Below are 23,333 nucleotides of genomic sequence, written 5' to 3'. Positions count from 1 at the left end.
GACATTCAGTGGGCCCGCGGGCCGAGCTGTGCTTTCGTCGCGACGGTGAGGATCGTGGGGCGCAGCACGAAGTCGTCGAAATGGCTCGTGCCCGCCGCATAGGCCGGGAAGTCGTCGACGTAGTAGAGCTGCAACGTGAGGTTCGCGGCGTTCTTGGCTTCTTCCGTGCCGGACGCTATGCCCGCCGCAGCCTGCACCACGCTTTGCGTGTCGAAGCCGCCCGCGCGATTTTCACCGTGGCTGATGACGACGTACGCGGCGCCCGTATTCGCCGCTAACGCGGGATCCATGATCTTCGTACCGGCGAGGTTACGGACCTCGATGCCGCGCGTGGCGGTCACGTTGCCGGGCGGCGTGCAGTTCGCGATGACGAATGGTGTCGTGCAGGCGGCATTGCAGTAACCCGTGGCGGCCGCGAGGGCCGCGGCCACGGACGTGCCCCCCGGATCGCAGCTCACCATGTTCATCGAACCCGCGCCGACGAACGCACCCGCCACCCGATAGGTGAGGCGCGTTCCCCATCCGTCCGTCACGTCCGCTTCGGCGAGGCCGATCGTCCGCCACGGCACGACGCCATTGGCCTGTCCGTTGGCACCGCCGAGATTGCACGTGAAGTTCGGCGAAGCGCCGGTCCGGACCTCGAGGCCCAGGTTTGCGTCTGTCGGAGACAACGATCCGTCTGCGGGGCACGGCAAGCGTTGGTTCTGCGAGACATACAACGCGAGGGCGGTTTCCACCCCGGTGATGCGCTGCCGCGTCGCCTCCCGCCGTTGCTGTCCGATGAGGCTCGACGAGATGCCGACCAGGAGGACGAGCAGGAAGCCCATGATCGCAATGACAATCGCGATCTCGATCAGCGTGAATCCACGCTGTCTGGGCAAAAAAAATCCCGGCTGTCTCATAGCCGGGATTCTACTGGAGGAAGGCCCCTAACTACTTGATTGCCTGAAGTTTGTCGTAAGTGGCCTTATCCCACGTCGCATCCGGGCCGTTGTGCAGCTTGGCCGTGGCTTCCCGGAACGGCCCGCGGTTCACCTTGGCGACCGTCTTCCCGCGCTTCTCGAACTCGGCCACGAGCTTCTTCTCGGAGTCGACGATCTCGGCGGTGGCCTTGGCGGCCGCCTCGCGCAGCACCTCCTCGAACACCTTCTTGTCGCCGTCGGAGAGCTTGCTCCAGGTGCCGCCCGCGACGATGGTGAGCAGCGCGTCGGTGATGTGGCCGGTCAGCACGATGAACTTCTGCACCTCGTAGAACTTCTTCGCATCGATCGTCGGCAGCGGGTTTTCCTGCGCGTCGACCGTGCCGTTCTGCAGCGCGAGGTAGACCTCGGCGAAGGCGATCGGCGTCGGGTTCGCGCCCACCGCGCGCGGGAACATCGTGTAGAGCGGCGCGTCGGGAACGCGGATCTTCAGGGCCTTCATGTCCTCGGGCTTGTTGATCGCCTTGTTCGAGGTCACGTGGCGCTCGCCGTAGTACGTGATCGCGACCACCTTGTTCTTCGCCTTGGCGAGATACCCATCCGCAAGCTCCGTGAAGAGCGGGGACGTGGAGAACGCCTTCCAGTGCGCGAAGTCGCGGAACATGTACGGCGCGCCGCCGATGGCGATCGGTCCGTACGCGCGGCCGGCGAAGAGCTGGCCCGTGTAGATGATGTCCACGGTGCCGAGCGTGAGGCCCTGGTTGATGTCCGTCTCCTTGCCGAGCGAGGACGCCGGGAACACCTCGACCTGGTAGCGGTTGTTGGTGCGCTTGGCGATCTCGCCGCCCGCCCACACCGCGGCCGTGTGGTACGGCTCGCTGGTCTCGTACACGTGCGCCCACTTGAGCTTCGTCTGCGCCATCGCCGCGCCCGATGCGAGCCCGACGATCGCTGCCGTCAGTACCCCCTTCACGAATTTGTTCATTTCTCTCTCCTCCGTTGTCTTATGCCTTCTCTGTGTCCCTCTGTGTTCCCTCTGTGTCCTCTGTGTTCAAGCTTTTGACCTACATCACCGCGCCAAGCTGCCACGGCACGAACTCATCCGCTCCAAAGCCATGCATCTCGCTCTTGCTGGGCTTCCCGGAAGCCGTCTCCAGCATCAGCGCAAAAATCCTTGCACCCGCCTCCTGCACCGACAGGGACCCGTCGAGGATCTCCCCGCAGTTGATGTCCATGTCGTCTTCCATCCTCTGGAACATCGGCGTGTTGGTCGCGAGCTTGAGCGACGGCGAAGGCTTGCATCCGTAGACCGACCCGCGCCCCGTCGTGAAGCAGATGAGGTTCGCGCCGCCCGCCACCTGCCCGGTCGCGGACACGGGGTCGTAGCCGGGCGTGTCCATGAAGACGAACCCCTTCGCGGTCACCGGCTTCGCGTACTCGTAGACATCCATCAGGCCCGTCGTGCCGCCCTTCGCCACGGCGCCGAGCGACTTCTCGAGGATCGTCGTGAGCCCGCCCGCCTTGTTGCCCGGCGAAGGGTTGTTGTTCATTTCGCCCTTCTCGCGGGCCGTGTACTCCTCCCACCAGTGGATGCGGTCGACGATCTTCTGTCCCACCGCCTTGCTCACCGCGCGACGCGTCAGCAGGTGTTCGGCACCGTAGATCTCGGGCGTCTCGGAGAGGATCGCGGTACCGCCGTTCCTCACGAGGAGGTCAACGGCAGCACCGAGAGCAGGATTGGCCGTGATGCCCGAGTAGCCATCGGAACCGCCGCACTGCAGGCCCACCGTGATGTGGCTCGCCGGCACCGTCGTGCGCGACACCTGGTTGGCGCGCGGCAGCATCTCCTTCACCCGGCGCACGCCCTCGGCCACGGCCTTCGCGGTACCGCCGGAATCCTGGATTGTCATCGTCGAGAGCAGCGGTCCCGCCTCGAGCCCCTGCGTGAAGACGAGCGCGTCCATCTGGTTCGCTTCGCAGCCGAGGCCGATGATCAATACACCCGCAAAGTTTGCATGCCGCGCATAGCCCGCGAGCGTGCGGCGGAGGATGTCGATGCCCTCGCCCGTCGAGCCCATGCCGCAGCCCGTGGTGTGCACCAGGGGCACGACGCCATCGACGTTCGGAAACTCCTTGAGCGCATCGCCGCGGAACTGCTCGGCCACGTACTTCGCGACGGTGGCGCTGCAGTTCACCGTGGAGAGGATGCCGATGTAGTTGCGCGTGGCTACGCGCCCGTCGGCCCGCACGATCCCCTGGAACGTGGCCGGCGGATTCGCGAACTGCGTCGGCTGGTACACCTCGCCAAACGCGTAGTCGCGGGCGAAGTCGCGCACCTCGAGGTTGTGCACATGCACGTGGGCGCCGGCCGCGATCGGCCGCGTGGCGAAGCCGATCACCTGGTTGTAGCGATGCACCGGCGCGTCCTTGGCGATCGCCTTCGTGGCGACCTTGTGGCCGGCGGGGATGCGCTCGGCGACGATCACGCCTTCCTTCAGCAGGTTGGTGCCGGCCTCGAGCTCGCGGCAGGCGATGACGACGTCGTCGGCGGGATTGAGTCGGAGATAGAGCGGCGTTTCACGAAGCATGATGGATCCCTCACTTCATGGCGTTGGGCAGCCACAGGCTGATCTGGGGAACGTAGGTCACCAGCGCGAGGCTGATCAGCAGCGGCACCAGCCACGGCAATATCGCCATGGTAGTGCGTTCCACAGAGAGTTTGGCCACCCTCGCCAACACGAAGAGCACGAGGCCCATGGGTGGATGGAGCAACCCGATCATGAGGTTCAGCACCATCACCAGGCCGAAGTGGACGGGATCGATGCCGAGCTGGCGCACGATCGGCAGCAGGATCGGCACCAGGATCGTGATCGCCGCCGTGGGCTCGAGGAAGCAGCCCACGAAGAGCATGAGCAGGTTGGCGAGCAGCAGGAAGCCCCACGGCGTCGAGGTGACCGAGAGCACCCACGTGGCGATGAGCTCGGTGGTGCGCGTCGCTGTGAGCATCCAGCCGAAGATGGACGCGGCCGCCACGATGAAGAGGACGGCGGCCGTAGTCTCGATCGTGTCCATCGAGACCTTCACCAGCATCTTCAGCTTCATCGTGCGATACCAGACCACGCCGAGGAAGAGCGCCCACACGCAGGCGGCGATGGCGCCTTCGGTCGCGGTGAAGATGCCCGTCGTCATGCCGCCGATCAACAGCACCGGCGTCATGATCGGGAGCACGGCCTGGAACTTGAACTTCCAGTCGGCGGCGAAGAGCACGATCAACCCGGCGAGCACCGTCCACTGGGCGTCGGCGCCCATCTCGACCACGGCCCAGATCGCAGCCGGCCAGCCGAGCGCGATCGTGAGCTCGCCGAACGCGCGCAGCACGCGGGGCCACTGGAAGGGAATGTCCGCGCCCCATTTGTTCTTGTGCGCGTAGTAGGCGACCGTGATCATCATCAGGATCGCCATCACCAGGCCCGGCAGGATGCCCGCGAGGAAGAGCGCGCCCACCGACACGTTGGCGAACAGCGCGTAGATCACAAACGGCAGCGACGGCGGGATGATCGGGCCCAGCGTCGCCGAGGCGGCTGTTACGCCGACGGAGAACTCCTTCGAGTACCCGTGCTCGGTCATCGCCTTGATCTCGATCGTGCCCAGGCCCGCGGCATCCGCGATCGCCGTGCCCGACATCCCCGCGAAGATCACCGAGCCCACGACGTTCACGTGCCCGAGGCCGCCGCGCATCCAGCCCACGAGGCCGAGCGCGAAGTTGTAGATGCGGTTGGTGATGCCCGCCGAGTTCATCAGGTTGCCGGCGAGGATGAAGAACGGCACGGCGAGCAGGGGAAAGGAATCCAGCCCGCCCACCATGCGGTGGATCACCACGTAGTCGGGAATATTGCCCGAGACCATCACGTAGACGAGCGAGGCTCCGGCCATCGCGATGGCGACGGGAATGCCCGAGGCCATGAGCCCCAGGAACAGCAGTTTGAAGCTGATCGGTCCCATCAGCGGGCCTCGTCCGCGAGCTCGGGCCGTTCCAGCACCGAGGCACCGCGCTTCCAGTTGGCAAAGGCGACGCCGGCCGAGCGCCACGCCATGAGCGCGAAGCCGAAGGCGACGAAGCCGTAGAGGATGCCGATGGGCCAATCGATGATCGCCATGCGCTGGCTTCCGATCTTGGTCATGAGGAAAATGGTGAGGTAGACGCAGTAGGCGAGGAACAGGAAGCGCAAGGCATCGACGAGCGTCGAGAGCGCGCGGTTCATGGCGTGCGGCATGAAGCGGTAGAAGAAATCCACCTGGATATGGTTGTTCTTCCGCACGTTGACCGCGGCGCCGATGAACACCGTGGCCACCAGCAGGTAGCGCGCGATCTCCTCGGTCCAGGAGGCGGAATCGTTCAGCGCGTAGCGCGTGAAGAACTGGTAGAAGATGACGATCGCGAGCACCCAGAAGATCGCGAACGCGAGCCAGTCCTCGAAGCGGTAGTGCGAGATGTCGATGGGCTCGTCGACGACGTGGAACTCGCCCTTCTCGTCAAGAACGTGCTCCTGCGGTTCTTCGCTCATTTCCCCTCCGTCGGGATTGGGACCAGCTCGCGGAGAAGCGCTTCGCGGCATGGTCCATGTGGCGGCGCATCGCGGTGCGTGCGGCCGCCGGATTTTTCTTGATGATCGCCTGCACCACCTCGCGATGCTCGCGGATGGCGACTTCCCAAAGCCCGGGTGTGTCGAAGTGGTGCTCGAGGCGCAGGAAGAGCGGCCCCATGCGCTGGTCCCACAAGGTCTGCACCACGAGCGCCAGCGCGCTGTTGCCGCTCGCCTCGGCGATCCGCAGGTGGAACAGGCGGTCGTTGTCGAGCGGCATCTTGTTGTCGCCCTTGTCGCGCTCCATCGCCTCGAGCGACTCCTCGATGGCGCGCAGCTGGGCCTTCGTCGCATGTTTCGCGGCCAGCGCGGCGCATTCGCTCTCGATGATCCAGCGCGCGCGAATCAGCTCGAACGGACCGGAATCCTCGGGCAGGCCGGGGCTCACCGTGGCGGTGCGGCGATTGTCGGTGACGTACACGCCCGAGCCCACGCGCACTTCGACGTAGCCTTCGACCTCGAGCGCGATCAGGGCCTCGCGCACCGAGGGCCGGCTCACGCCGAGCTGCTTGGCGAGGTCGCGCTCCGGGGGCAGGCGCGCACCACGCAGGTACTCGCCCGAATCGATGAGCTCGGAGATCTGGTCCGCGATCTGGCGGTAGAGGCGGCGGCTCTCGACGGCTTGAATGGGCATGTGAATCTGGTAAAGTGGTCAGGCCAATTCCGTCGCAGTCTCCACGGGGCACCAGACCCTGTCAAGCAATGCGGCGCCTCTCGGAAACCACAGCTACCGGATACCCACCATGGCCGACCGTCTCAAGGGCAAACTCGCCCTCGTCACTGCCGCCGCCGCGGGCATGGGGCGCGCTGCCGCCCTCGCCTTCGCCCGCGAAGGCGCCCAAGTCATCGCAACCGACATCAATGCCGGCCTCCTGAAGGAGATCGAGGGCAAGGACGGCATCCGCACGACCGTCCTCGACATGCTGGACGAAAAGGCCGTGAACGCCTTCGCCGAGAAGACCGGCGCCGTGAACATCCTCTTCAACTGCGCGGGCTGGGTGCACCAGGGGTCGCTGCTCGACTGCACGCTCGCCGACTGGGACCGCAGCTTCAACCTCAACGTGCGCAGCATGTTCGTCATGACCAAGGCGATGCTGCCCCGGATGATCGACAAGGGCGGCGGCGTCATCCTCAACATGGCCTCCGTGCTCGGCACCGAGAAAGCCGCCCCCAACCGCCTCGCCTACGCGGCCAGCAAGGCGGCCGTCGCCGGCTTCACGCGGGCGCTGGCGATCGACCACGTGAAGCAAGGCATCCGCGTGAATTGCGTCTGCCCCGGCACCGTGGATACGCCCTCGCTCGGCGACCGCATTAACGCGTTCGCCGATCCCGCGCAAGCGCGAAAAGACTTCATAGCGCGCCAACCCATGGGACGGCTGGCCACGGCGGAGGAAATCGCGGAAACTTTCGTCTACCTCGTCTCCGAAGAATCGTCCTTCATGACCGGACAGGCGGTTTTCGTCGATGGCGGCATGAGTCTTTAACTACAAGATCAAAGGCAATATCCACGGATAAACACGGATACACACGGATGTGCCTCGAAGCTGAATCCGTGTTTATCTGTGTTTATCCGTGGATGTCGCCCTTAGAGGAGAGCGAAGCGTGAAACTACTCAGATACGGCCCCTCGGGCCGCGAAAAGCCGGGCCTGCTGGACGACCAGGGCAACATCCGCGACCTCTCGAAGGTCATCGTGCAGATCGACGACGCGATGCTGGCGCCCAAGAACCTCGCGCGCATCGCCCGCCTGAAGCCCGAGACGCTCCCGATCGTGAAGTCGAAGCCGCGCCTGGGCGTCCCGTACGCGGGCGTGAGCAAGTTCGTCGCCGTGGGCCTGAACTACACGGACCACGCGGCGGAATCGAACATGCCGATCCCGAAGGAACCGATCCTCTTCATGAAGGCCACGACGTCGCTCTGTGGCCCCAATGACGACATCATCCAGCCGAAGAACTCCACCAAGCTGGACTGGGAAGTGGAGCTCGGCATCGTGATCGGCACCAAGGCGCAGTACGTGCCGGAGAGCAAGGCGCTCGATTACGTCGCCGGCTACTGCACGATCAACGACGTGTCCGAGCGCGACTTCCAGCTCGAGCGCGGCAGCCAGTGGGACCGCGGCAAGGGCTGCGATACCTTCGGCCCCGTCGGCCCCTACCTCGTCACCACCGACGAGATCACCGACCCGCAGACGCTCGGCATGTGGCTCGACGTGAACGGCGAGAAACGCCAGCGCGGCAACACCAAGACGATGATCTTCGGCTGCGCGCACCTCGTCTCGTACATCAGCCACTTCATGACGCTGCTGCCCGGCGACATCATCACCACCGGCACGCCCCCCGGCGTGGGCCTGGGCATGAAGCCCGCGCCGATCTGGCTCAAGCCCGGCGACGTGGTGACGCTCGGCATCGACGGGCTCGGCGACCAACGCCAGCGCGTCGTCGCGTACCCCGGCAAGTGAGCACGCGGGTCCCGCACACGCGGCTCACGCAGTGGGCCGTGGACTGCCTGCAGGCCGTCGGCTGCTCCGAGGCCGACGCGCAGCTCGTCGGCGGCTCGCTCGTGCAGACGAGCCTCTGGGGCGTCGATTCCCACGGCATCCTTCGCCTCACCCATTACCTGCGCCGCCTCACGATGGGCTCCATCGACGCGAAAGCGGAGCCGATGGTGAGGCGCACCGGCCCCGTCACCGCGCAGCTCGATGGCATGGATGGGCTCGGCATCATCCACGCCATGCGCGCGATGGAAGTCGCGATGGAGATGGCGCGCGCCAACGGCGTGGGTGTCGTCGGCGTCTCGGATTCGAGCCATTGCGGAGCGATGGGCCTCTACACACGCACCGCCGCGCGCGCCAAGCTGATCGGCATCGCGATGACGCACTCCAGCTCCGTCGTGGCACCGCACGGGGGCAAGGCCAAGTTCTTCGGCACCAATCCCCTCTCCATCGCCTTCCCGCGCACCCAAGGCGAGCCCATCTGCCTCGACATGGCCACCGCCCAGGTCGCGTGGAACAAGGTGTTGAATGCTCGCATCGAAAACGTGCCGCTCGAGCCGGGCCTCACCATCGACGCGAAGGGCGAGCCCACCACCGATCCGCACAAGGCCGAGGCGCTGATCCCCCTGGGCGGCGAAACGTATGGCTACAAGGGCTACGGCCTCGCGTTCATGATCGAGCTCCTCTGCGGCATGCTGAACGGCATGACCTACGGGCCGCACGTCACCAAGATGTACGAGGAACTCGACAAGCCCCGCAAGCTCGGCCACCTGCTGATCGCCATCGACCCGAAGCGCTTCGCCGGCGCCGCGACGATGGAAGGCACGGCCGAGATGATGATCAACGAGCTCCGCGGCGAAGGCGAAATCCTCTTCCCGGGCGAGCCGGAGCTGCAGGAAGAGCACCGCCGCCGTTCCGACGGCATCCCCATCGAGCCGGCCGCGCTCGCCGACATGAATGCCTGGTCCGAGAAGCTCGGCCTCCAACCCCTCACTCACGCAGAAGCCGCATGAAACCCGACCTCCTCCAGATGGGCCCGATGTACCCGCCGACACAGAAGGTGCTCGACGAGACCTACACCCTCCACAAGCTCTGGGAAGCGACCGACTGCGATGCGTTCCTCGCGTCCGTCGCGGACAAGATCACGGCCGTCGGCTCGACCGGCGGCAAGGGCATCGACGACGCGACGATGGGCAAGCTGCCGAAGCTCAAGGTCATCGCGCATTTCGGCGTCGGCGTGGATTCCGTGGACGTCGATGCGGTGAAGCGCCGCGGCCTCACGCTCACCAACACACCCGATGTGCTCACCGAAGAAGTCGCGGACCTCACGCTGGCGATCCTGCTTGCGGCCATCCGGCGCGTCCCGCAAGGCGATCGCTACGTGCGAGACGGCAAATGGCTCAAAGGGCCGATGCCGCTCACCGCGAGCCTGCAGTACGGCAAGACGGCGGGCATCCTGGGACTCGGCCGCATCGGCAAGGCGATCGCCAAGCGCCTCGAGGCTTTCAACGTGAAGGTGGCCTACCAGGGGCGCTCCAAGCAATCCGGCGTGCCCTATCCCTACTACGCCGACCTGCTCTCGATGGCGAAGGACGTGGACATCCTCATCGTCGCCGCTCCGGGTGGGCCGGAGACGCGCGGCATCGTGAGCCGACAGGTGTTGGAGGCTCTAGGTCCGGAGGGCGTGATCGTGAACATCGCGCGCGGCTCGCTGATCGACGAGACGGCGATGATCGAGGTGCTCAAGTCCGGCAAGCTGGGTGCCGCCGGGCTGGACGTCTTCGACAAGGAGCCGAAAGTCCCGGAAGAGCTGCTCGCGTTGGAGAACGTCGTGGTGCAGCCGCACGTGGGCAGCGCCACGCATCCCACGAGGAAAGCCATGGGCCAGCTCGTGATCGACAACCTCGCCGCGCACTTCGCCGGCAAGCCGCTCGTCACGCCCTACAGCGGGTAGGTAAAGGGCTAGCGGCTCTTCAGCGCGGGCCGCGACGGCGGCCTGGCGAGCGGAGCCGGTGCGCGTGCCGCGCCGGGACCCGCGTCGCGAAGCTGGAACACGCTCACCGCTTCCTCGAGCTGGCGCGCCTGCTCGCTCATCGAATGCGCGGCGGCGGAGGTCTCCTCCACCAGCGCGGCGTTGTGCTGCGTCACGCCCTCGATGTGCGTCACGGCACGGCCGATCTCGCTGATGCCCGACGATTGCTCGAGCGACGCCGACGAGATCTCGCCCACGACGCCCGACACCTTGCCGATGGAGCCGACGATCTCGGCCATCCGCTCGCCCGCCTCGGAAACAAGCTTGCGTCCGAGGCCTACCTTCTCCACGGAGACCTGGATCAAGCCCTTCACTTCCTTGGCCGAGGCGGCGCTGCGCTGCGCGAGGCTGCGGACTTCGGAGGCGACGACCGCGAAGCCGCGCCCATGCTCGCCCGCGCGCGACGCTTCGACCGCGGCGTTGAGCGCGAGGATGTTGGTCTGGAACGCGATGCCGTCGATCACCGCCACGATGTTGGCGATCTCCTTCGAGCTCACGTTGATCTCGTCCATGGTCGCGACGACGTTCTGCACGACTTCACCGCCGCGAGTTGCAACCGCGGTGGAAGTCTGCGCGAGGTCGCGCGCCTGCACGGCGTGCTGCGCGTTCTGCTTCACCGTCGCGGTGAGCTCTTCCATCGTGGAAGCGGTCTCCTCGAGCGACGAGGCCTGCTGCTCGGTGCGCGCCGAGAGCTCCGCCATGCCCTGCGAGATCTCGTGCGACGCTTCGCGCACGGAGCTGGCCGAGTTGCGGATATTGGCGATCAGCGCGGTGAGCTCGCCTTGCATGCCCTTCAGCGCGGCCAGCTGGCTCCGGGTGTCCCCGCGCTCGACATTGATCTGGACCGCGAGGTTGCCGCGGGCGATCTCGCGCACGATGCGCGTGGCGTATTCCGGTTCACCGCCGAGTTGCTTCCAGATGGAGCGCACGATCAGCGAGGAGACGATCGCGAGCGCCACGGCCACCAGCACCCCGGCCGCGATCATGGCCGCGAGCACGTTGCGGATGTTGCCCTGGGCGTTGTCCAGGCTGTCATAGAACCCGGACGACGCGGCCTTGGTGCCGACGTCCAGCTCTGTATTCAGGGATTTGAGCGCGGTTTGCATCGCGGCGACCGCCACCTGCGGATCGCCCTTCTCCATGCCCAGCATCAAGCGGGCGCTTTTGCCGGCGGGCGTGTAGTAGGCATCGAACATCGGGCCCACCTTGCCCGCGAAGGCTTCCTGGCCCGGCAGCGCGCCCACCTTGGCAATCAGCTCGCGGATCGCGTCGGCGCGTGCCGCCGCTTCCTCGAGCTTCTTCTTCTCGCCCTCGGCCACCGCGGCGTTGAAGTCGTCCGCGATGCGCGTCACTTCGGCGGAGAGCGCCTTCATGCCGTCCAGGCGCGGGTAGTCGACGACCGCCATGCTGCGAACGTGCATCAGCGCCTGCGACGCGAAGCCGATGCCCGCCGTGATTCCCACGGCAAACACCAGCACCGCGATCGCGGGCAGCGACCAGATTTGCTTGCGCACGCCGAGCTTCATGGCGGACCTACTGGATCGCGAGGACGCTCTTGACGGTCCCGTCCAGTGCGCCCTTCTCGATGTAGCCGATCGCGTTGGGGTCGGCAGCGACCGCCTTCTTCACGTCCGCGGAGGAACCGAGCTCCTTCGGAGGCTGGCCCTTGCCGCTGAACATCTGCTTGGCCCAGAAGGCCTTCACCTGGCCGGGGTTCTTGTCCGCGACCTTGGTGTAGAACTCGTCGCGCAGCGCCGAGCCTTCCTTCTGGTCCACGGGGGCCGCGGTGCCGCCGCCCGGGAACGAGGTGGAGCGCCCGAGGAAGAGCTGGGACACCTGGTCCGCGCTCATCGAGGCCGCGGGGTTCTTGGGGTTCACGATGACCACGAATTCAGCCTGCGCCGAAAGCGCAGCGAATCCCAGGGCCATGCCGATCACGAAAGTCTTCATGGCGTCCTCAGAACACGAAGTCGACAGCGGCGCTGTAGACGTTGACCTTGGAGCCGGCGAAGCCCGGATCGGCCTTCTGGAAGTTGCCCACGGCACCGTTCGGCAGGTCGACGCGGTCCCACTGGACCTTCACGTCGGCGTTCTTGTGGAACTGGTAGCGCGCGCCGATAGCGATCGTCTTCTGCGCGACGTTCTGGCCGGAGAGCAGCGTGTTGACGCCGCCGGCGACTGCAGCGAGCGGACCCACGGACGGCACGATCGACTGCGAGGTGGGGCTGTCGACCTTCACTTGCGAGAAGGTGATGTGCGGCATGAAGTTGCCGAAGCGATAGCCGCCCATCACGTACCACGACGACGTATCGGCCAGGAACAGGTCGGCCTTGCGCTTGCCGTACTCGCCCATCAGCAGCACGTTGCCGCTTTCGTACGAGGCGCCCACGGTCATGAACGTGATCTTCTTGTCGATGGTGTCGAGGTCATCGGCCAAGGCCGCGGCGCCCGGAACCAGCGCGTTGATCTGGCGCAGGCCGTCGAAGAGCGGCTGGATCGCCTGGTCGCGGTACGTGAAGTCCGTCTGCAGGTAACCGAGGCGGAAGTTCCACGGGCCCGACTCGGCGGTGAGCTGCACGCCGAACATGTTGTCGAGGTCCGCCGTGTTGTGTCCGCCCGTCGCCGAAACCGGGATATCCGTCGGCGCGCGGCCGATGTAGGCCTGGGCGCTCAGGTTCACGCCGCTCACGTCGTGGCGATAGGTGATGTCGCCGCCCTGGAACTTCGTGGTGGGCGACTGCGAGTACACGGCCGTCGGGGGACGCACCCAGGCGTAGGAGAGGCCTACGAGGCGCGAATCCGAGAGCATGAAGATGGGCACGGCCATGATGCCGCCGCGCACGGTGAGATCCGGCGTGAATGCGTAGCGCGCGAAGGCCCACTCGATGTGCGGGACGAAGTCGTCGTCGGCGGTGCGGTTGGCCACGGCCTGGATCACGGCGGAGAACTGCGGCGTGAACTGCGCGTCGACCTGGCCGGCGATCAGTGAATCGACGCCGAAATCGGCGCTCTTCTTGGCACCGCCGGGTTGGAGAACCGACGTGGCGTACTGGGCCTTGTCAGTGTCCGTCGCTACCGCGCCCAGCGTGCCGAAGCCGCTGAAGCGGAACATGGACGATGCGGTGGATGCGGACTCCTGCGCGAAAACGGCCACAGGCGTGCTGAGGGCGATCGCAATCGCGATCGCCATGCTCTTCTTTTGCATGGGGTTTCCCTGATGTCGATGTCAACTCGATTAGCGACATCTTATGCAGGGAGACTCAAAGCGCCTGTGACGCATCGCACTCGCGGCACTCGCGCGCATTGCAAGCGCAATGTCGGAAGGGGGAAATTCCAGCCCGCGAACCCTCGCGGAAACCTAGCGAAGGCCGTTCGTGCGGCGGAGCTCAGCGGCTTCGCGGGCCTTGATCTGTGCGGCCTCTTGCTGGGCGCGGTAGTGCTTGTCGGAGCGGATGTAGGCTTCCTCCGCCTCGCGGTTCTCCATCCACTGCACCTGCCGGTTCACTTCGGCCTGGGCGGCGTAGCGGTTGATGAGCTCGCTGCGCTGCCGGCGATCCTCGATGTAGCGCTCCGTGCGGGCCTCGGTCAGCACGTAGTGGCGCTGGCTATACCACTCGTTGCGGGAGGCGACCTCGTTGTAGCGCGACTGGGCGTTGCTGTAGTTGCGGTCGCGTTCTATCCAGTAGCGCATCTCGCGTTCACGGCGCAGGGCGTACTCCGCTTCGCGGGCTTCCTTCGCCTCGGCGAGCTGAGCCAGCTGCACGGCGGCTTCGGCGCGCACCTTGGCCTGCTCGGCTTCGACGCGCAGCGCCTCGGCGTAGCGGCGATCACGCTCCTGCGAACGATCGACGGCATGCCACGCGAAGCTCGTGAATCCGACGGTCACCATCGCGACGATCGCGACCGCTCGCCAGCGCGGGGGCATCGCCGTGAGGGCTGCACGATCGCGCTCGAGCTGCATGTCGTACCAGGTCTTGCGGGCGGGATGGGTGAGTGTCACGAACGCCTGGCGCAGCAGCCGGTCCTCGGCCATGCGCTCGGTTTCGTTCATCGGACACTGGTGAAGGGCCTTGAGCTTGCCCTCGAAGGCGATCTGGATGACCGCGGGCGTGGCTTGCTCGGAGACGCCCAGGACCTGGTAGTAGTCCTGCATTCGCGCCTACCGCTCGTAGAGTCGGGCGTCGAGCTGGCGGGTGAGCCGGTCGGCCTCGGCGTCGGTGCGACGCTGCTCGACGGCGCGCTCGTAGCGGTCATCCGCCTCGACGACCACGGCACGCGGCTCGTAGTAGCTGCGCTGCGAGGCGACGTCGCGGTAGTCCGAGTCGTAGGAACGGCTATCGGGCTGGTAGCGGACGGAATCGTAATCCTGGGGGGAGCGCCAGTCTTCTTCCACGGCCGGGGCCGCATAACGGACCGGAGCCCGGGCGCGCAGGCGCTGCTGCTGGATCTGGGCCTGCTGGTCGCGCTTGGCGACCACCTGTCGCTGCGCCTCCCCCTTCATGGTGAAGGCGAAGACCAGGACGAACATGAAGGCGGCGGCGCCGAAGCCGATGATGCGATGGGCGGGATTTCTCATTTGTGGATTCACGCTCCTGCCCGGATCTTAGGGCCGGACGCCCGGTATTCCTGTGAAGAACCGCACAATCCCGGCGTTTTGGCCCTATTTCTGGGGCGGGTAGACGGTTTTCCAGTCGGTTTTCATGTCCACGACCGTCCAGTTGCGCAGCTTCGCCTCGTCCCAGGCCTTGTCCAGCTTGCCGATGTGCGAGGTGCGGTCGTAGCTCCATTCCCGCTCGGCATCGGTATGGTGCACCAGACCCGCGAAACGCGCACCCGCGCCGGCGGCCGTCCACTGCAGCATCTGCAGGTCGCCGTCGGAGTTGCCGAACGCGAAGATCGGGCGCCGGCCGATGAAGCGGTTGATGCCGGCGGGCTTGCCGGGTCCGTCGTCGATGAACTCCACCTTGGGCGTCTTCAGCAGGATGGGCTTGCCGTCCGCGCCGGCCTTGAACTGCGTGGCGCCCGACGAGCCGATCACCTGCTCCGGAGGAATGCCATAGGCACGCTCGGCGAACGCGCGCATGAACTCGACGCCGCCCCCCGAGACGATGAAGGTCTTGAAGCCGTTGGCGCGCAGGTAGTCGAGGAGCTCCAGCATCGGCTGGTAGACGAGCTCGGTGTACGGCCGCTTGAAGCGCGGATGGCGCGCCGTTGCGACCCAGTCCTTCACGATGGCGTTGAACTCGTCGGTGGACATTCCCGAGTGCGTGGCCGCCATCATCTCGAGCAGGCCTTTCTGTCCGGCTGCCATCACGCCCTTCATGTCGCCGTCGATCGCCGCCTTGAACTGCGGCTTCTGCAGCCACTCCGGATGCTGCGGCGCCGTCGCTTTCACCCGATCGAGGACGAAGGCGAACTGGAAATAGATCGGCTGCTCGCTCCAGAGCGTGCCGTCGTTGTCGAAGGTGGCGATGCGATCGGCGGGCGCGACGAAGTCGGGAGAACCGCTCGTGGTGACGCGCTTCACGAAGTCGACGATCGATTTCTTCGCGGCGCCCTCGTTCCACGAAGGCAGCGGATCCGCCGGGGATCCCTGTGCGAAGACCGGCGTGGCAAAAAGAGGCGCCGTGGCAAGCACGGCGCTCCCGATCAGGAGACGGCGACGCGGGAGGTTCGTCATGGGCCCTCGCTCACGACTGCTACTTCACGGTATAGCCGCGCCCTTCGAGGCAAGCGCCGCGTGCCTTCTGGTACGCGCTCATCCCCGCTTGCGACTGCTGGGAAGCGGCAGCCTGTTGCTGCTGGCCCGCGGCGGCGTTCTGCCGGCGGCTCGCGCCGCGTGCAGCAACCGCACCGACGGCCGCACCCGAGCTCGCGTCCCCGTTGATGATCTCGCCGGCCACGGCGCCTCGCGCCGCACCGCGCACGCCCGAGCCTGGCGTCGCACCCTGGGGGGGTGGCGGGGCTGCAGCCTGCTGCGGCGGATTGGTGGGGTCGTACTTGCTCTGGTCGACGGCCCACGTGTGGCACGCGCCCTCGTCTTTCTTCTGCTGGTCGGGCGTCTGGCCCTTGGCGGGATAGACGTATTGCTGCGCTGACGCGCCTGCGGCAAGCATCAATCCGACCAGGAGGGCGGAGACTCGAACGGGATTGGCGATTCGCATGGTGGGATCCTCCTTTGCAAAGCCCAGCTTAGAGAGGGCATCGGCCGAGCGACATTGGCCCTTGGTGCACGCCTACTCCTTCACCGCGCCCGTCATCCCGGAGACGTAGTACTCCACGAAGAAGGAGTACATGACGGCCACCGGCAAGGATCCCAGCAGCGCCCCGGCCATGAGCGAGCCCCAATGGTAGACGTCGCCCTCCACGAGCTCCGTGATCACGCCCACCGGCACCGTCTTCACTTCGGACGACGACACGAACGTGAGCGCGTAGATGAACTCGTTCCACGACAGCGTGAACGCGAAGATCCCTGCCGAGATGAGCCCCGGCACCGCGAGCGGCAGGATGATCTTCACCAGGATCTGCCAGCGCGTCGCCCCGTCGATCAGCGCGCACTCCTCCAGCTCGAACGGGATCGAGCGGAAGTAGCCCATCAGCAGCCAGGTGCAGAACGGGATGAGGAACGTGGGATAGGTGAGGATCAGCGCCCAGCGCGTGTCGAAGAGGCCGAGCTTGAAGACGATGGCCGCGAGCGGGATGAAGAGGATCGACGGCGGCACGAGGTAGGCGAGGAAGATCAGCAGGCCCGTGATCTTGGAGCCACGGAAGCGCAGGCGCTCGATCGCGTACGCCGCGAAGACGCTCGCCGCCAGCGACGTGAACGTGGCGACCACGGACACGATCACCGTGTTCAGCATCCACTCCGGGTACGGCGTGTCGAAGATCAGCTTCTTGAAGTGCGCGAGCGTCGGCGCGATCACCCAGAACGGATTGCCTTCGCGCGAGAGCAGCTCCGCGTTCGGCTTGAACGACGTCACCACCATCCAGTAGAACGGAAACAGCAGCACGAACAGGAAGATCGCCAGCGGAATGTAGAGCGTGACGACCCGCCTCGGGATCGACTCGAGGTAGTTCATGCCCTGCGTGACTTGGTCTTCCTGCTTCATCAGTCCTTGCCACCTTGCTGCCAGGCACGTCTCTGCAAACCAAAGTACGAGAAAAGAATCGCCGCGAGCAGGAACGGCACCATCAGCGTCGCGAGCGCAGCGCCCTCCCCCAGCGATCCACCGGAGATCGCACGCTGGAAGGACAGCGTCGCCATGAGGTGCGTCGCATTGAGCGGCCCGCCGCGCGTGAGCACGTAGATCAGCTGGAAGTCGGTGAAGGTGAAGAGGACGGAGAACGTCATCACCACCGCGATGATCGGCGTCAGCAGCGGCAGCGTCACGAAGCGGAAGCGCTGCCAGGGCGTGGCGCCGTCCAGGGCCGCGGCCTCGTAGAGCGAGGGCGAGATGGTCTGCAGGCCCGCGAGGAGGCAGATCGCCACGAACGGCACGCCGCGCCAGATGTTGGCGGCCACGGCGGACAAACGCGCATTCCACGGGTTGCCGAGGAAGTCGATGTACTGGTTGATCAGCCCGAGCTTCATGAGCGTCCAGCTGATCACGGAGAACTGCGAGTCGTACAGCCACCAGAAGGCGATCGCCGAGAGCGCCGTGGGCACGATGAACGGCAGGAGCACGATGGCACGGAAGAAGGACTTGAACGGCAGGTGGCGGTTCAGCAGCAGGGCGAGCCACAGGCCCAGCACGAACTTCGCGACCGAAGCGACCGTTGTGTAGAAGAGCGTGTTGAAGAGCGAGAGCTGCGCGACGCTGTCGCCGACCAGGTACTTGAAGTTGTCGAGGCCGACCCAGACGCCCTCGCGCCCGAGCTTCGCGTCGGTGAAGCCCAGCCAGGTGCCGAGGCCGAGCGGATACGTGAGGAAAATCAGCAACAGGACGCCCGCGGGCAGCATGAACAGCAGCCCGAGGACGTTCCTGTTGTTGAAGAACTTTTGCATCACACCTTGTAGTAACGTTCGGCGCGTTTCTGCGCCTCGGCCGCCGCTTCCTGCGGCGTCTTGGAGCCGCTGGCTGCCGCGGCGATCATGTCGAGCACGATGTAGTCCGCGAGGCACGCGGCCGACGCATAGCCCAGCGGGCCGGCATGGCCGTGGTCCAGCATCAGCGCCGCGGAGTCGCGGTACGGAGTCGCCTTCGGGTCGTCCGTCCACACCGAGTTCTTCTCGTAGGCCTTGAGCGGCTGGCAGGTGTAGCCGATGGACGCCTTCATCCACGGGCCGTACTGCTCCTCTTCCATCATGAAGGCCATGTACGCCTTCGCCGCGTTCGGGACCTTGGAGTACTTGAACAGGAACATCTGCGTGATCTGCATCAGCTCCGTGGGCTTGCCCACCGGCCCGATCGGGAAGCGCGCGTGCTGGATGTCCGCCGCCAGCGCCTTCACCTTCTCGTCGGTGGAGTTCTTCGCCGCGTAGTAGACCGAGATGCCGTTCGCGGTGAGCGAGATCTGCCCGTCGAGGAACGCCTTGTTGTTCGACGGGTCCTGCCAGGAGAGCGTGCCCGGGATGAACGTGTCGTAGAGCTGCTTCGCGTACTCGAGGCCGGCAATCGTCTCCTTCGAGTTCACGACGACGTTGCCCTTCTCGTCCACGAGCTTGCCGCCATGCGACCAGAGCAGCCAGTGGCCCCAGTTGTTGCCGTCGCCCACGGCCTTGCCGAGCGCGAAGCCCGACGGCGTTCCCTTGGCCTTGAGCGCCTGGCAGAGCTTGAGGAAGCCTGCCGTGTCCTTGGGGATCGAGTCGAAGCCCGCGGCCTGGATGTGGCTCTGGCGATACACGAGCGCGTTGCCGATGATGCCCAGCGGGAACGCGATCCACTTGCCGTTCTTCATGCCGTACTTCTTGCAGACGTCGTACCAGCCGCCGTACTTGGCACCGAGGTAGTTGGCGACGTCGGAGACGTCCACCAGCTTGTCGGGATACTGGTGCGGGTCGTCGAACCAGCCGACGATCACGTCCGGGCCGCTGCCGATGTTGGCCGCCACGGCCGCCTTGGGCCGCACGTCCTCCCAGCCCTCGTTGTCCACGCGGACTTCGATGCCGGTCTTCTCGGTGAACTTCTTGGTGTTCGCCATCCAGAGGTCTTCATCACCCTGGACGAAGCGCTTCCAGCGGAGCACGCGCAGCTTCGCGCCCTTCTCCGGGACCCACTTCGCCTGGGCAAAGGCCTCCGGCGTCCACAGCGCGCTGCCTACGCCGACCGTGGTGGCCGCGGCCGCCCCAGCGGTGTTCTTCAGGAACTCACGTCTCGTGATCTTCGACATCGTTGTCTCCTCCGTATGAATAAAGGGGTCAGACTCCTTTATTGCTCGGTCAATAAAGGAGTCTGACCCCTTTATTTCCGCCTTCTCCTATTGCATCAGCGTCTTGCCTGATTCTGCGTCGAACAGATGGGCGTGCGCCGGGTCGGGCGCCAGCGAAATCGTTTCGCCCGCCTTGAAGGCGTGGCGCTCGCGGAAGACGGCGGTGATCTCCGAGCCGCCGATGCGCGCGAAGACCTGCGTGTCGGCACCGGTCGGCTCGACGACGACGACATGGGCCGGAAGGCCATTGCCGGGGGCGATCGCGAGATGCTCCGGGCGAACGCCGTAGACGACCTTCTGGCCTTCGGCGCCGGCCGCGCCGCGGGGCGCCGGGATGCGTGCACCTCCGGCCAGCTCCACCGAAGCGCCCTCGCCCGAACGGCGCAGCGTGCCGGTGAGGAAATTCATCGCCGGCGAGCCGATGAAGCCCGCCACGAAAATGTTGGCCGGGTTGTCGTAGAGCTCGAGCGGACGGCCGCGCTGCTCCACGATGCCGTCGTGCATCACGACGATCTGGTCGGCCATCGTCATGGCCTCGATCTGGTCGTGGGTCACGTAGATCGAGGTGGTGCGCAGGCGCTGGTGCAGCTCCTTCAATTCCGTGCGCATCGCGACGCGCAGCTTGGCGTCCAGGTTCGAAAGAGGCTCGTCGAAGAGGAAGACCTGCGGATCGCGCACGATGCAGCGGCCCATGGCGACACGCTGGCGCTGGCCGCCCGAGAGCTGGCGCGGATAGCGATCGAGGAGCTCCGTGAGGCCGAGAATCCCTGCAGCCTTTGCGACGCGCTCGGCGATCTCCGCCTTGGAGCGCTTGGCGAGCAGCATGCTGAACGCCATGTTGTCGCGGACCTTCATGTGCGGGTAGAGCGCGTAGTTCTGGAACACCATCGCGATGTCGCGCTCCTTCGGCTGCATGGTGTTGATCACCTTGCCGCCGATGGAGATCTCGCCCTGGCCGATCTCCTCCAGGCCCGCGATCATGCGAAGCAGCGTCGATTTCCCGCAGCCCGACGGCCCCACCAGCACCGTGAACTCGCCGTCGGCGATCTCGACATCCACGCCGCGAATGACGTGCGTGGTGCCGAAGTACTTTTGCACGCCCTTGATCGAGACGGCTGCCATCAGGCCCTTCCTTCCGAGACGACGTAGCGGGGACGGCCGGTCTTGGCCCAGTCGACGAGGTTTTGCGCGGCCTTGCGGCGCAGCTCGCACTCGGCTTCGGCGGAATAGAACGCGGCGTGCGGTGTCAGCAGCACGCGCGGGTGCTTCACGATCGGATGGTCCGCGGGCGGCGGCTCGAACGGCAGCACGTCGAGCGCCGCCCCGTCGAGTTGCTCGCTGTCCAGCGCGGCCAGCAGCGCCGGAATGTCCACGACCCCGCCGCGGGCCGTGTTCACGATCCACGAGCCGCGCTTCATCGAGGCCAGCGACGGCGCGTCGATGATGCCGCGCGTCTCGTCGTTCAGCGGTACGTGCGGGCTCACGAGATCGGACTCCTTGAACAGCGTGGCGTGGTCGACGCGGCGAACGTACGGTGGGAAATCCGAATCGGGGATGTAGGGATCGCAGGCGATCACCTCGCGGAAGACCTCGTGCGAGATCGACGCCATGCGCTTGCCGATGCGTCCCAGGCCGAGCAGGCCCAGCGTGAGCTCCGCGGGACGGCGCAGCACGCCCGGCGAGGTGTAGTGCCACGTGCCGCGGTGGACGTCGCGATCGTAGAAGCCGACGTGGCGCACGAGCGAGAGCGCCATGGCGAGCGCGTGCGTGGCAACCTCGCCCACGCCGTAGTCCGGGGAATTCGCGACCCACACGCCGTGCTTCTTCGCGTCCGGGACGTTGACCGTGTCGAAGCCCGCTCCGAAGCGGCTCACGATGCGCACCTCGGGCCGGGCGCCGAAGACCTTCGCGTTCATCGGCGCATATTGCGTGAGCAAGCCGTCGTAGCCCTTGGCCGCGGCGATCACGTCCTCTTCCGTCTTGCACTGGGCTGTCGCGACCTCCATGCCGGCTTCGCGCAGCAGGCCGACCTCGAGGTCCACGTCGTGGAAGTCGTAGTCGGTGATGAGGAATCGCGCCATCGTCAGTGGTTATCGCGAGGGACGGCCGAGCCGCTCTTGCCGACGAGGAAATCCAGGTCGCAACCGTCGTTCGCCTGGTTCACGTGGTCGACGTAGAGCTTCCAGTAGCCGCGCTGCATCGGCGGCTTCGGGGCCTTCCACTTCGCGCGGCGCTTCGCGAGCTCCTTCTCGGAGACGTGGAGCTCGAGCTTGCGGTTGGCAACGTCCAGCTCAACGAGGTCGCCGTCCTTCACGAGGGCGAGCGGGCCGCCCAGCGCCGCCTCGGGCGCCGTGTGCAGGACGACGGTGCCGTAAGCCGTGCCGCTCATGCGCGCATCCGAGATGCGCACCATGTCGGTGATGCCCTTCTTGAGGATGCGCTCCGGCAGCGGCATGTTGCCCACCTCGGCCATGCCGGGGTAGCCCTTCGGGCCGCAGTTCTTGAGGACCATCACGGAATTGGCGTCGATCTTCAGCTTCGGGTCGTCGATGCGCGCGTGGAAGTCCTCGATGTTCTCGAACACGACCGCGGGGCCCTTGTGCTTCATCAGCTTGGGCGTGGCCGCCGAGGGCTTGATGATGGCGCCGTCGGGGCAGAGGTTGCCGCGCAGGACCGCGATGCCCGTGTCCTTCTTGAAGGGCTTCTTGAACGGCATGATGACGTCGGGGTTGAAGTTCTCCGCGTCCTTGTTGTTCTCCCAGATCGACTGGCCGTTGGCCGTGATCGAGTCCTTGTTGAGCAGGCCCTGCTTGCCCAGCTCGCGGATCACGACCGGGAGGCCTCCGGCGTAGCAGAAGTCCTCCATCAGGTACTTGCCGTTGGGCATCAGGTTCACGAGCGTGTGGATGCCGCGGCCGAGCTTGTCCCAGTCCTCGAGGTTCAGCTTCACGCCGATGCGCCGCGCGATGGCAATGAGGTGGATCACCGCATTGGTGGAGCCGCCGATCGCTGCATTGACGCGAATGGCGTTCTCGAACGCTTCGCGCGTGAGGATTTTCGAGAGCGGGGCGTCCTTCTTCACGAGCTCCACGATGCGGCGCCCGGCTTGCCGCGCGAGCACGTTGCGGCGCGCGTCGACCGCGGGGTAGGCGGCATTGCCGGGAAGACCGACGCCGAGCGCTTCGACCATGGAGGCCATCGTGGAGGCCGTGCCCATCGTCATGCAGTGGCCATGTGAGCGATGCATGCAGCTCTCAGCCTCGTGGTACTCCTCCTTCGTGATCTTGCCGGCGCGCAGGTCTTCGGAAAGCGAGAACGTGTTGGTGCCGGAGCCGATGCGCTGGCCGCGATACATGCCGGAGAGCATTGGGCCGCCGGAGACGCCGATGGTCGGGAGGTCCACGCTCGAAGCACCCATCAGGAGCGCCGGCGTGGTCTTGTCGCAGCCCATCAACAGTACGACGCCATCGATCGGGTTGCCACGGATCGATTCCTCGACGTCCATCGAGGCGAGGTTGCGATAAAGCATCGCGGTCGGCCGGAGCAGCGTCTCGCCCAGGGACATCACCGGAAACTCGAGGGGAAAGCCGCCCGCCTCCCACACGCCCGTCTTCACGTGTTCCGCGAGCGTGCGGAAATGCGAGTTGCAGGGGGTGAGCTCGGAATAGGTGTTGCAGATACCGATGACCGGGCGGCCGTCGAACTGGTCGTGCGGAATGCCGCGGTTCTTCACCCACGAGCGATAGATGAAGCCCATCTTGCCGCCGCGGCCGAACCACTCCTGGCTGCGGCGTTTCTTGGTACCCGCCATTCGTCACTCCTCCGGATGAAGCGAGGGTCCACCGAATTAGGGTCAGGCCACCATTTCGCGCGCGGAGT

At 65.9% G+C, this 23,333-nt stretch carries 23 protein-coding genes; 4 read left to right on the top strand and 19 right to left on the bottom strand.

Annotated elements, in window-relative coordinates; all coding sequences use genetic code 11:
• Positions 1-5 precede the first annotated feature (5 nt).
• From DSM104443_RS08575 to DSM104443_RS08550, 6 genes are all read right to left on the bottom strand, one after another.
• Positions 6-881 (bottom strand): type II secretion system protein, encoded by an 876-nt coding sequence (locus DSM104443_RS08575; protein WP_171091285.1) that lies wholly within the window; start codon positions 879-881, stop codon positions 6-8.
• A 52-nt stretch (positions 882-933) separates the two neighbouring features.
• On the bottom strand, positions 934-1,905 hold the full coding sequence (locus DSM104443_RS08570) for a sialic acid TRAP transporter substrate-binding protein SiaP (RefSeq protein WP_171091283.1): 972 nt from the start codon (positions 1,903-1,905) through the stop codon (positions 934-936).
• 79 nt (positions 1,906-1,984) lie between these two features.
• Complete coding sequence (locus DSM104443_RS08565; protein WP_171091281.1) at positions 1,985-3,508, bottom strand: UxaA family hydrolase; 1,524 nt, start codon at positions 3,506-3,508, stop codon at positions 1,985-1,987.
• 10 nt (positions 3,509-3,518) lie between these two features.
• The gene (locus tag DSM104443_RS08560; RefSeq protein ID WP_212757050.1) at positions 3,519-4,922 is read right to left on the bottom strand and encodes a TRAP transporter large permease; all 1,404 of its coding nucleotides are present in this window, start codon (positions 4,920-4,922) and stop codon (positions 3,519-3,521) included.
• A complete protein-coding gene (locus DSM104443_RS08555) occupies positions 4,922-5,485 on the bottom strand; it encodes a TRAP transporter small permease (RefSeq protein ID WP_171091278.1) in 564 nt (187 codons plus the stop codon). The genes DSM104443_RS08560 and DSM104443_RS08555 overlap by 1 nt, the downstream gene beginning before the upstream one ends.
• Complete coding sequence (locus DSM104443_RS08550) at positions 5,454-6,197, bottom strand: FadR/GntR family transcriptional regulator (protein WP_171091277.1); 744 nt, start codon at positions 6,195-6,197, stop codon at positions 5,454-5,456. The genes DSM104443_RS08555 and DSM104443_RS08550 overlap by 32 nt, the downstream gene beginning before the upstream one ends.
• A gap of 109 nt (positions 6,198-6,306) precedes the next feature.
• On the opposite strand from DSM104443_RS08550, the gene DSM104443_RS08545 reads away from it, so the two are divergent.
• The 4 genes from DSM104443_RS08545 to DSM104443_RS08530 all read left to right on the top strand — a co-directional run bounded on the left by DSM104443_RS08545 (position 6,307) and on the right by DSM104443_RS08530 (position 10,007).
• Complete coding sequence (locus tag DSM104443_RS08545; RefSeq protein ID WP_171091275.1) at positions 6,307-7,047, top strand: SDR family oxidoreductase; 741 nt, start codon at positions 6,307-6,309, stop codon at positions 7,045-7,047.
• A 118-nt stretch (positions 7,048-7,165) separates the two neighbouring features.
• Positions 7,166-8,020 (top strand): fumarylacetoacetate hydrolase family protein, encoded by an 855-nt coding sequence (locus DSM104443_RS08540; protein WP_171091273.1) that lies wholly within the window; start codon positions 7,166-7,168, stop codon positions 8,018-8,020.
• Positions 8,017-9,066 carry an Ldh family oxidoreductase gene (locus DSM104443_RS08535; RefSeq protein ID WP_171091271.1) on the top strand — a complete coding sequence of 350 codons (1,050 nt, stop codon included), beginning with the start codon at positions 8,017-8,019 and terminating at the stop codon, positions 9,064-9,066. Before DSM104443_RS08540 ends, DSM104443_RS08535 begins: the two co-directional genes overlap by 4 nt.
• Positions 9,063-10,007, top strand: a complete 945-nt coding sequence (locus DSM104443_RS08530) for a 2-hydroxyacid dehydrogenase (protein ID WP_171091269.1) — start codon at positions 9,063-9,065, stop codon at positions 10,005-10,007. Before DSM104443_RS08535 ends, DSM104443_RS08530 begins: the two co-directional genes overlap by 4 nt.
• An 8-nt stretch (positions 10,008-10,015) precedes the next feature.
• Here the strand turns inward: DSM104443_RS08530 and DSM104443_RS22030 are convergent, their stop codons facing one another.
• From DSM104443_RS22030 to DSM104443_RS08465, 13 genes are all read right to left on the bottom strand, one after another.
• Positions 10,016-11,599, bottom strand: a complete 1,584-nt coding sequence (locus tag DSM104443_RS22030; protein WP_171091267.1) for a methyl-accepting chemotaxis protein — start codon at positions 11,597-11,599, stop codon at positions 10,016-10,018.
• A gap of 19 nt (positions 11,600-11,618) precedes the next feature.
• Complete coding sequence (locus DSM104443_RS08520) at positions 11,619-12,035, bottom strand: substrate-binding domain-containing protein (RefSeq protein WP_171091265.1); 417 nt, start codon at positions 12,033-12,035, stop codon at positions 11,619-11,621.
• A gap of 7 nt (positions 12,036-12,042) precedes the next feature.
• Positions 12,043-13,290 (bottom strand): porin, encoded by a 1,248-nt coding sequence (locus tag DSM104443_RS08515; RefSeq protein ID WP_171091263.1) that lies wholly within the window; start codon positions 13,288-13,290, stop codon positions 12,043-12,045.
• Between the two features lie 153 nt (positions 13,291-13,443).
• Positions 13,444-14,238 (bottom strand): hypothetical protein, encoded by a 795-nt coding sequence (locus tag DSM104443_RS08510; RefSeq protein WP_171091262.1) that lies wholly within the window; start codon positions 14,236-14,238, stop codon positions 13,444-13,446.
• A gap of 6 nt (positions 14,239-14,244) precedes the next feature.
• On the bottom strand, positions 14,245-14,661 hold the full coding sequence (locus DSM104443_RS08505) for a hypothetical protein (protein ID WP_171091260.1): 417 nt from the start codon (positions 14,659-14,661) through the stop codon (positions 14,245-14,247).
• Between the two features lie 84 nt (positions 14,662-14,745).
• Positions 14,746-15,765, bottom strand: a complete 1,020-nt coding sequence (locus DSM104443_RS08500) for an HAD family hydrolase (protein ID WP_171091258.1) — start codon at positions 15,763-15,765, stop codon at positions 14,746-14,748.
• 19 nt (positions 15,766-15,784) lie between these two features.
• A complete protein-coding gene (locus DSM104443_RS08495; protein ID WP_212757047.1) occupies positions 15,785-16,249 on the bottom strand; it encodes a hypothetical protein in 465 nt (154 codons plus the stop codon).
• A gap of 72 nt (positions 16,250-16,321) precedes the next feature.
• On the bottom strand, positions 16,322-17,194 hold the full coding sequence (locus tag DSM104443_RS08490; RefSeq protein ID WP_171091257.1) for a carbohydrate ABC transporter permease: 873 nt from the start codon (positions 17,192-17,194) through the stop codon (positions 16,322-16,324).
• Complete coding sequence (locus DSM104443_RS08485; RefSeq protein WP_171091256.1) at positions 17,194-18,090, bottom strand: carbohydrate ABC transporter permease; 897 nt, start codon at positions 18,088-18,090, stop codon at positions 17,194-17,196. The genes DSM104443_RS08490 and DSM104443_RS08485 overlap by 1 nt, the downstream gene beginning before the upstream one ends.
• Positions 18,090-19,415, bottom strand: a complete 1,326-nt coding sequence (locus DSM104443_RS08480) for an ABC transporter substrate-binding protein (RefSeq protein ID WP_171091255.1) — start codon at positions 19,413-19,415, stop codon at positions 18,090-18,092. Before DSM104443_RS08480 ends, DSM104443_RS08485 begins: the two co-directional genes overlap by 1 nt.
• Positions 19,416-19,502: 87 nt before the next feature.
• The gene (locus tag DSM104443_RS08475; RefSeq protein WP_171091254.1) at positions 19,503-20,576 is read right to left on the bottom strand and encodes an ABC transporter ATP-binding protein; all 1,074 of its coding nucleotides are present in this window, start codon (positions 20,574-20,576) and stop codon (positions 19,503-19,505) included.
• Entirely contained in the window at positions 20,576-21,535 is a 960-nt protein-coding gene (locus tag DSM104443_RS08470) for a C-terminal binding protein (protein WP_171091252.1), read from the bottom strand. The genes DSM104443_RS08475 and DSM104443_RS08470 overlap by 1 nt, the downstream gene beginning before the upstream one ends.
• Before the next feature lie 2 nt (positions 21,536-21,537).
• Positions 21,538-23,265, bottom strand: a complete 1,728-nt coding sequence (locus tag DSM104443_RS08465) for an IlvD/Edd family dehydratase (protein WP_171091251.1) — start codon at positions 23,263-23,265, stop codon at positions 21,538-21,540.
• Positions 23,266-23,333 lie beyond the last annotated feature (68 nt).

The organism is Usitatibacter rugosus (assembly GCF_013003965.1).
Taxonomy (GTDB): domain Bacteria; phylum Pseudomonadota; class Gammaproteobacteria; order Burkholderiales; family Usitatibacteraceae; genus Usitatibacter; species Usitatibacter rugosus.
The sequence above is the reverse complement of the archived record's forward strand: the minus strand, read 5'-3'. Positions and strand labels throughout refer to the sequence as shown.

What these genes read in the sequence shown, in the direction of transcription:
- DSM104443_RS08570 (WP_171091283.1), bottom strand. Translation starts at nt 1,905, where the DNA reads ATGAACAAATTCGTGAAGGGGGTACTGACGGCAGCGATCGTCGGGCTC.
- DSM104443_RS08565 (WP_171091281.1), bottom strand. Translation starts at nt 3,508, where the DNA reads ATGCTTCGTGAAACGCCGCTCTATCTCCGACTCAATCCCGCCGACGAC.
- DSM104443_RS08560 (WP_212757050.1), bottom strand. Translation starts at nt 4,922, where the DNA reads ATGGGACCGATCAGCTTCAAACTGCTGTTCCTGGGGCTCATGGCCTCG.
- DSM104443_RS08555 (WP_171091278.1), bottom strand. Translation starts at nt 5,485, where the DNA reads ATGAGCGAAGAACCGCAGGAGCACGTTCTTGACGAGAAGGGCGAGTTC.
- DSM104443_RS08550 (WP_171091277.1), bottom strand. Translation starts at nt 6,197, where the DNA reads ATGCCCATTCAAGCCGTCGAGAGCCGCCGCCTCTACCGCCAGATCGCG.
- DSM104443_RS08545 (WP_171091275.1), top strand. Translation starts at nt 6,307, where the DNA reads ATGGCCGACCGTCTCAAGGGCAAACTCGCCCTCGTCACTGCCGCCGCC.
- DSM104443_RS08530 (WP_171091269.1), top strand. Translation starts at nt 9,063, where the DNA reads ATGAAACCCGACCTCCTCCAGATGGGCCCGATGTACCCGCCGACACAG.
- DSM104443_RS08520 (WP_171091265.1), bottom strand. Translation starts at nt 12,035, where the DNA reads ATGAAGACTTTCGTGATCGGCATGGCCCTGGGATTCGCTGCGCTTTCG.
- DSM104443_RS08515 (WP_171091263.1), bottom strand. Translation starts at nt 13,290, where the DNA reads ATGCAAAAGAAGAGCATGGCGATCGCGATTGCGATCGCCCTCAGCACG.
- DSM104443_RS08510 (WP_171091262.1), bottom strand. Translation starts at nt 14,238, where the DNA reads ATGCAGGACTACTACCAGGTCCTGGGCGTCTCCGAGCAAGCCACGCCC.
- DSM104443_RS08505 (WP_171091260.1), bottom strand. Translation starts at nt 14,661, where the DNA reads ATGAGAAATCCCGCCCATCGCATCATCGGCTTCGGCGCCGCCGCCTTC.
- DSM104443_RS08500 (WP_171091258.1), bottom strand. Translation starts at nt 15,765, where the DNA reads ATGACGAACCTCCCGCGTCGCCGTCTCCTGATCGGGAGCGCCGTGCTT.
- DSM104443_RS08495 (WP_212757047.1), bottom strand. Translation starts at nt 16,249, where the DNA reads ATGCGAATCGCCAATCCCGTTCGAGTCTCCGCCCTCCTGGTCGGATTG.
- DSM104443_RS08490 (WP_171091257.1), bottom strand. Translation starts at nt 17,194, where the DNA reads ATGAAGCAGGAAGACCAAGTCACGCAGGGCATGAACTACCTCGAGTCG.
- DSM104443_RS08485 (WP_171091256.1), bottom strand. Translation starts at nt 18,090, where the DNA reads ATGCAAAAGTTCTTCAACAACAGGAACGTCCTCGGGCTGCTGTTCATG.
- DSM104443_RS08480 (WP_171091255.1), bottom strand. Translation starts at nt 19,415, where the DNA reads ATGTCGAAGATCACGAGACGTGAGTTCCTGAAGAACACCGCTGGGGCG.
- DSM104443_RS08475 (WP_171091254.1), bottom strand. Translation starts at nt 20,576, where the DNA reads ATGGCAGCCGTCTCGATCAAGGGCGTGCAAAAGTACTTCGGCACCACG.
- DSM104443_RS08470 (WP_171091252.1), bottom strand. Translation starts at nt 21,535, where the DNA reads ATGGCGCGATTCCTCATCACCGACTACGACTTCCACGACGTGGACCTC.
- DSM104443_RS08465 (WP_171091251.1), bottom strand. Translation starts at nt 23,265, where the DNA reads ATGGCGGGTACCAAGAAACGCCGCAGCCAGGAGTGGTTCGGCCGCGGC.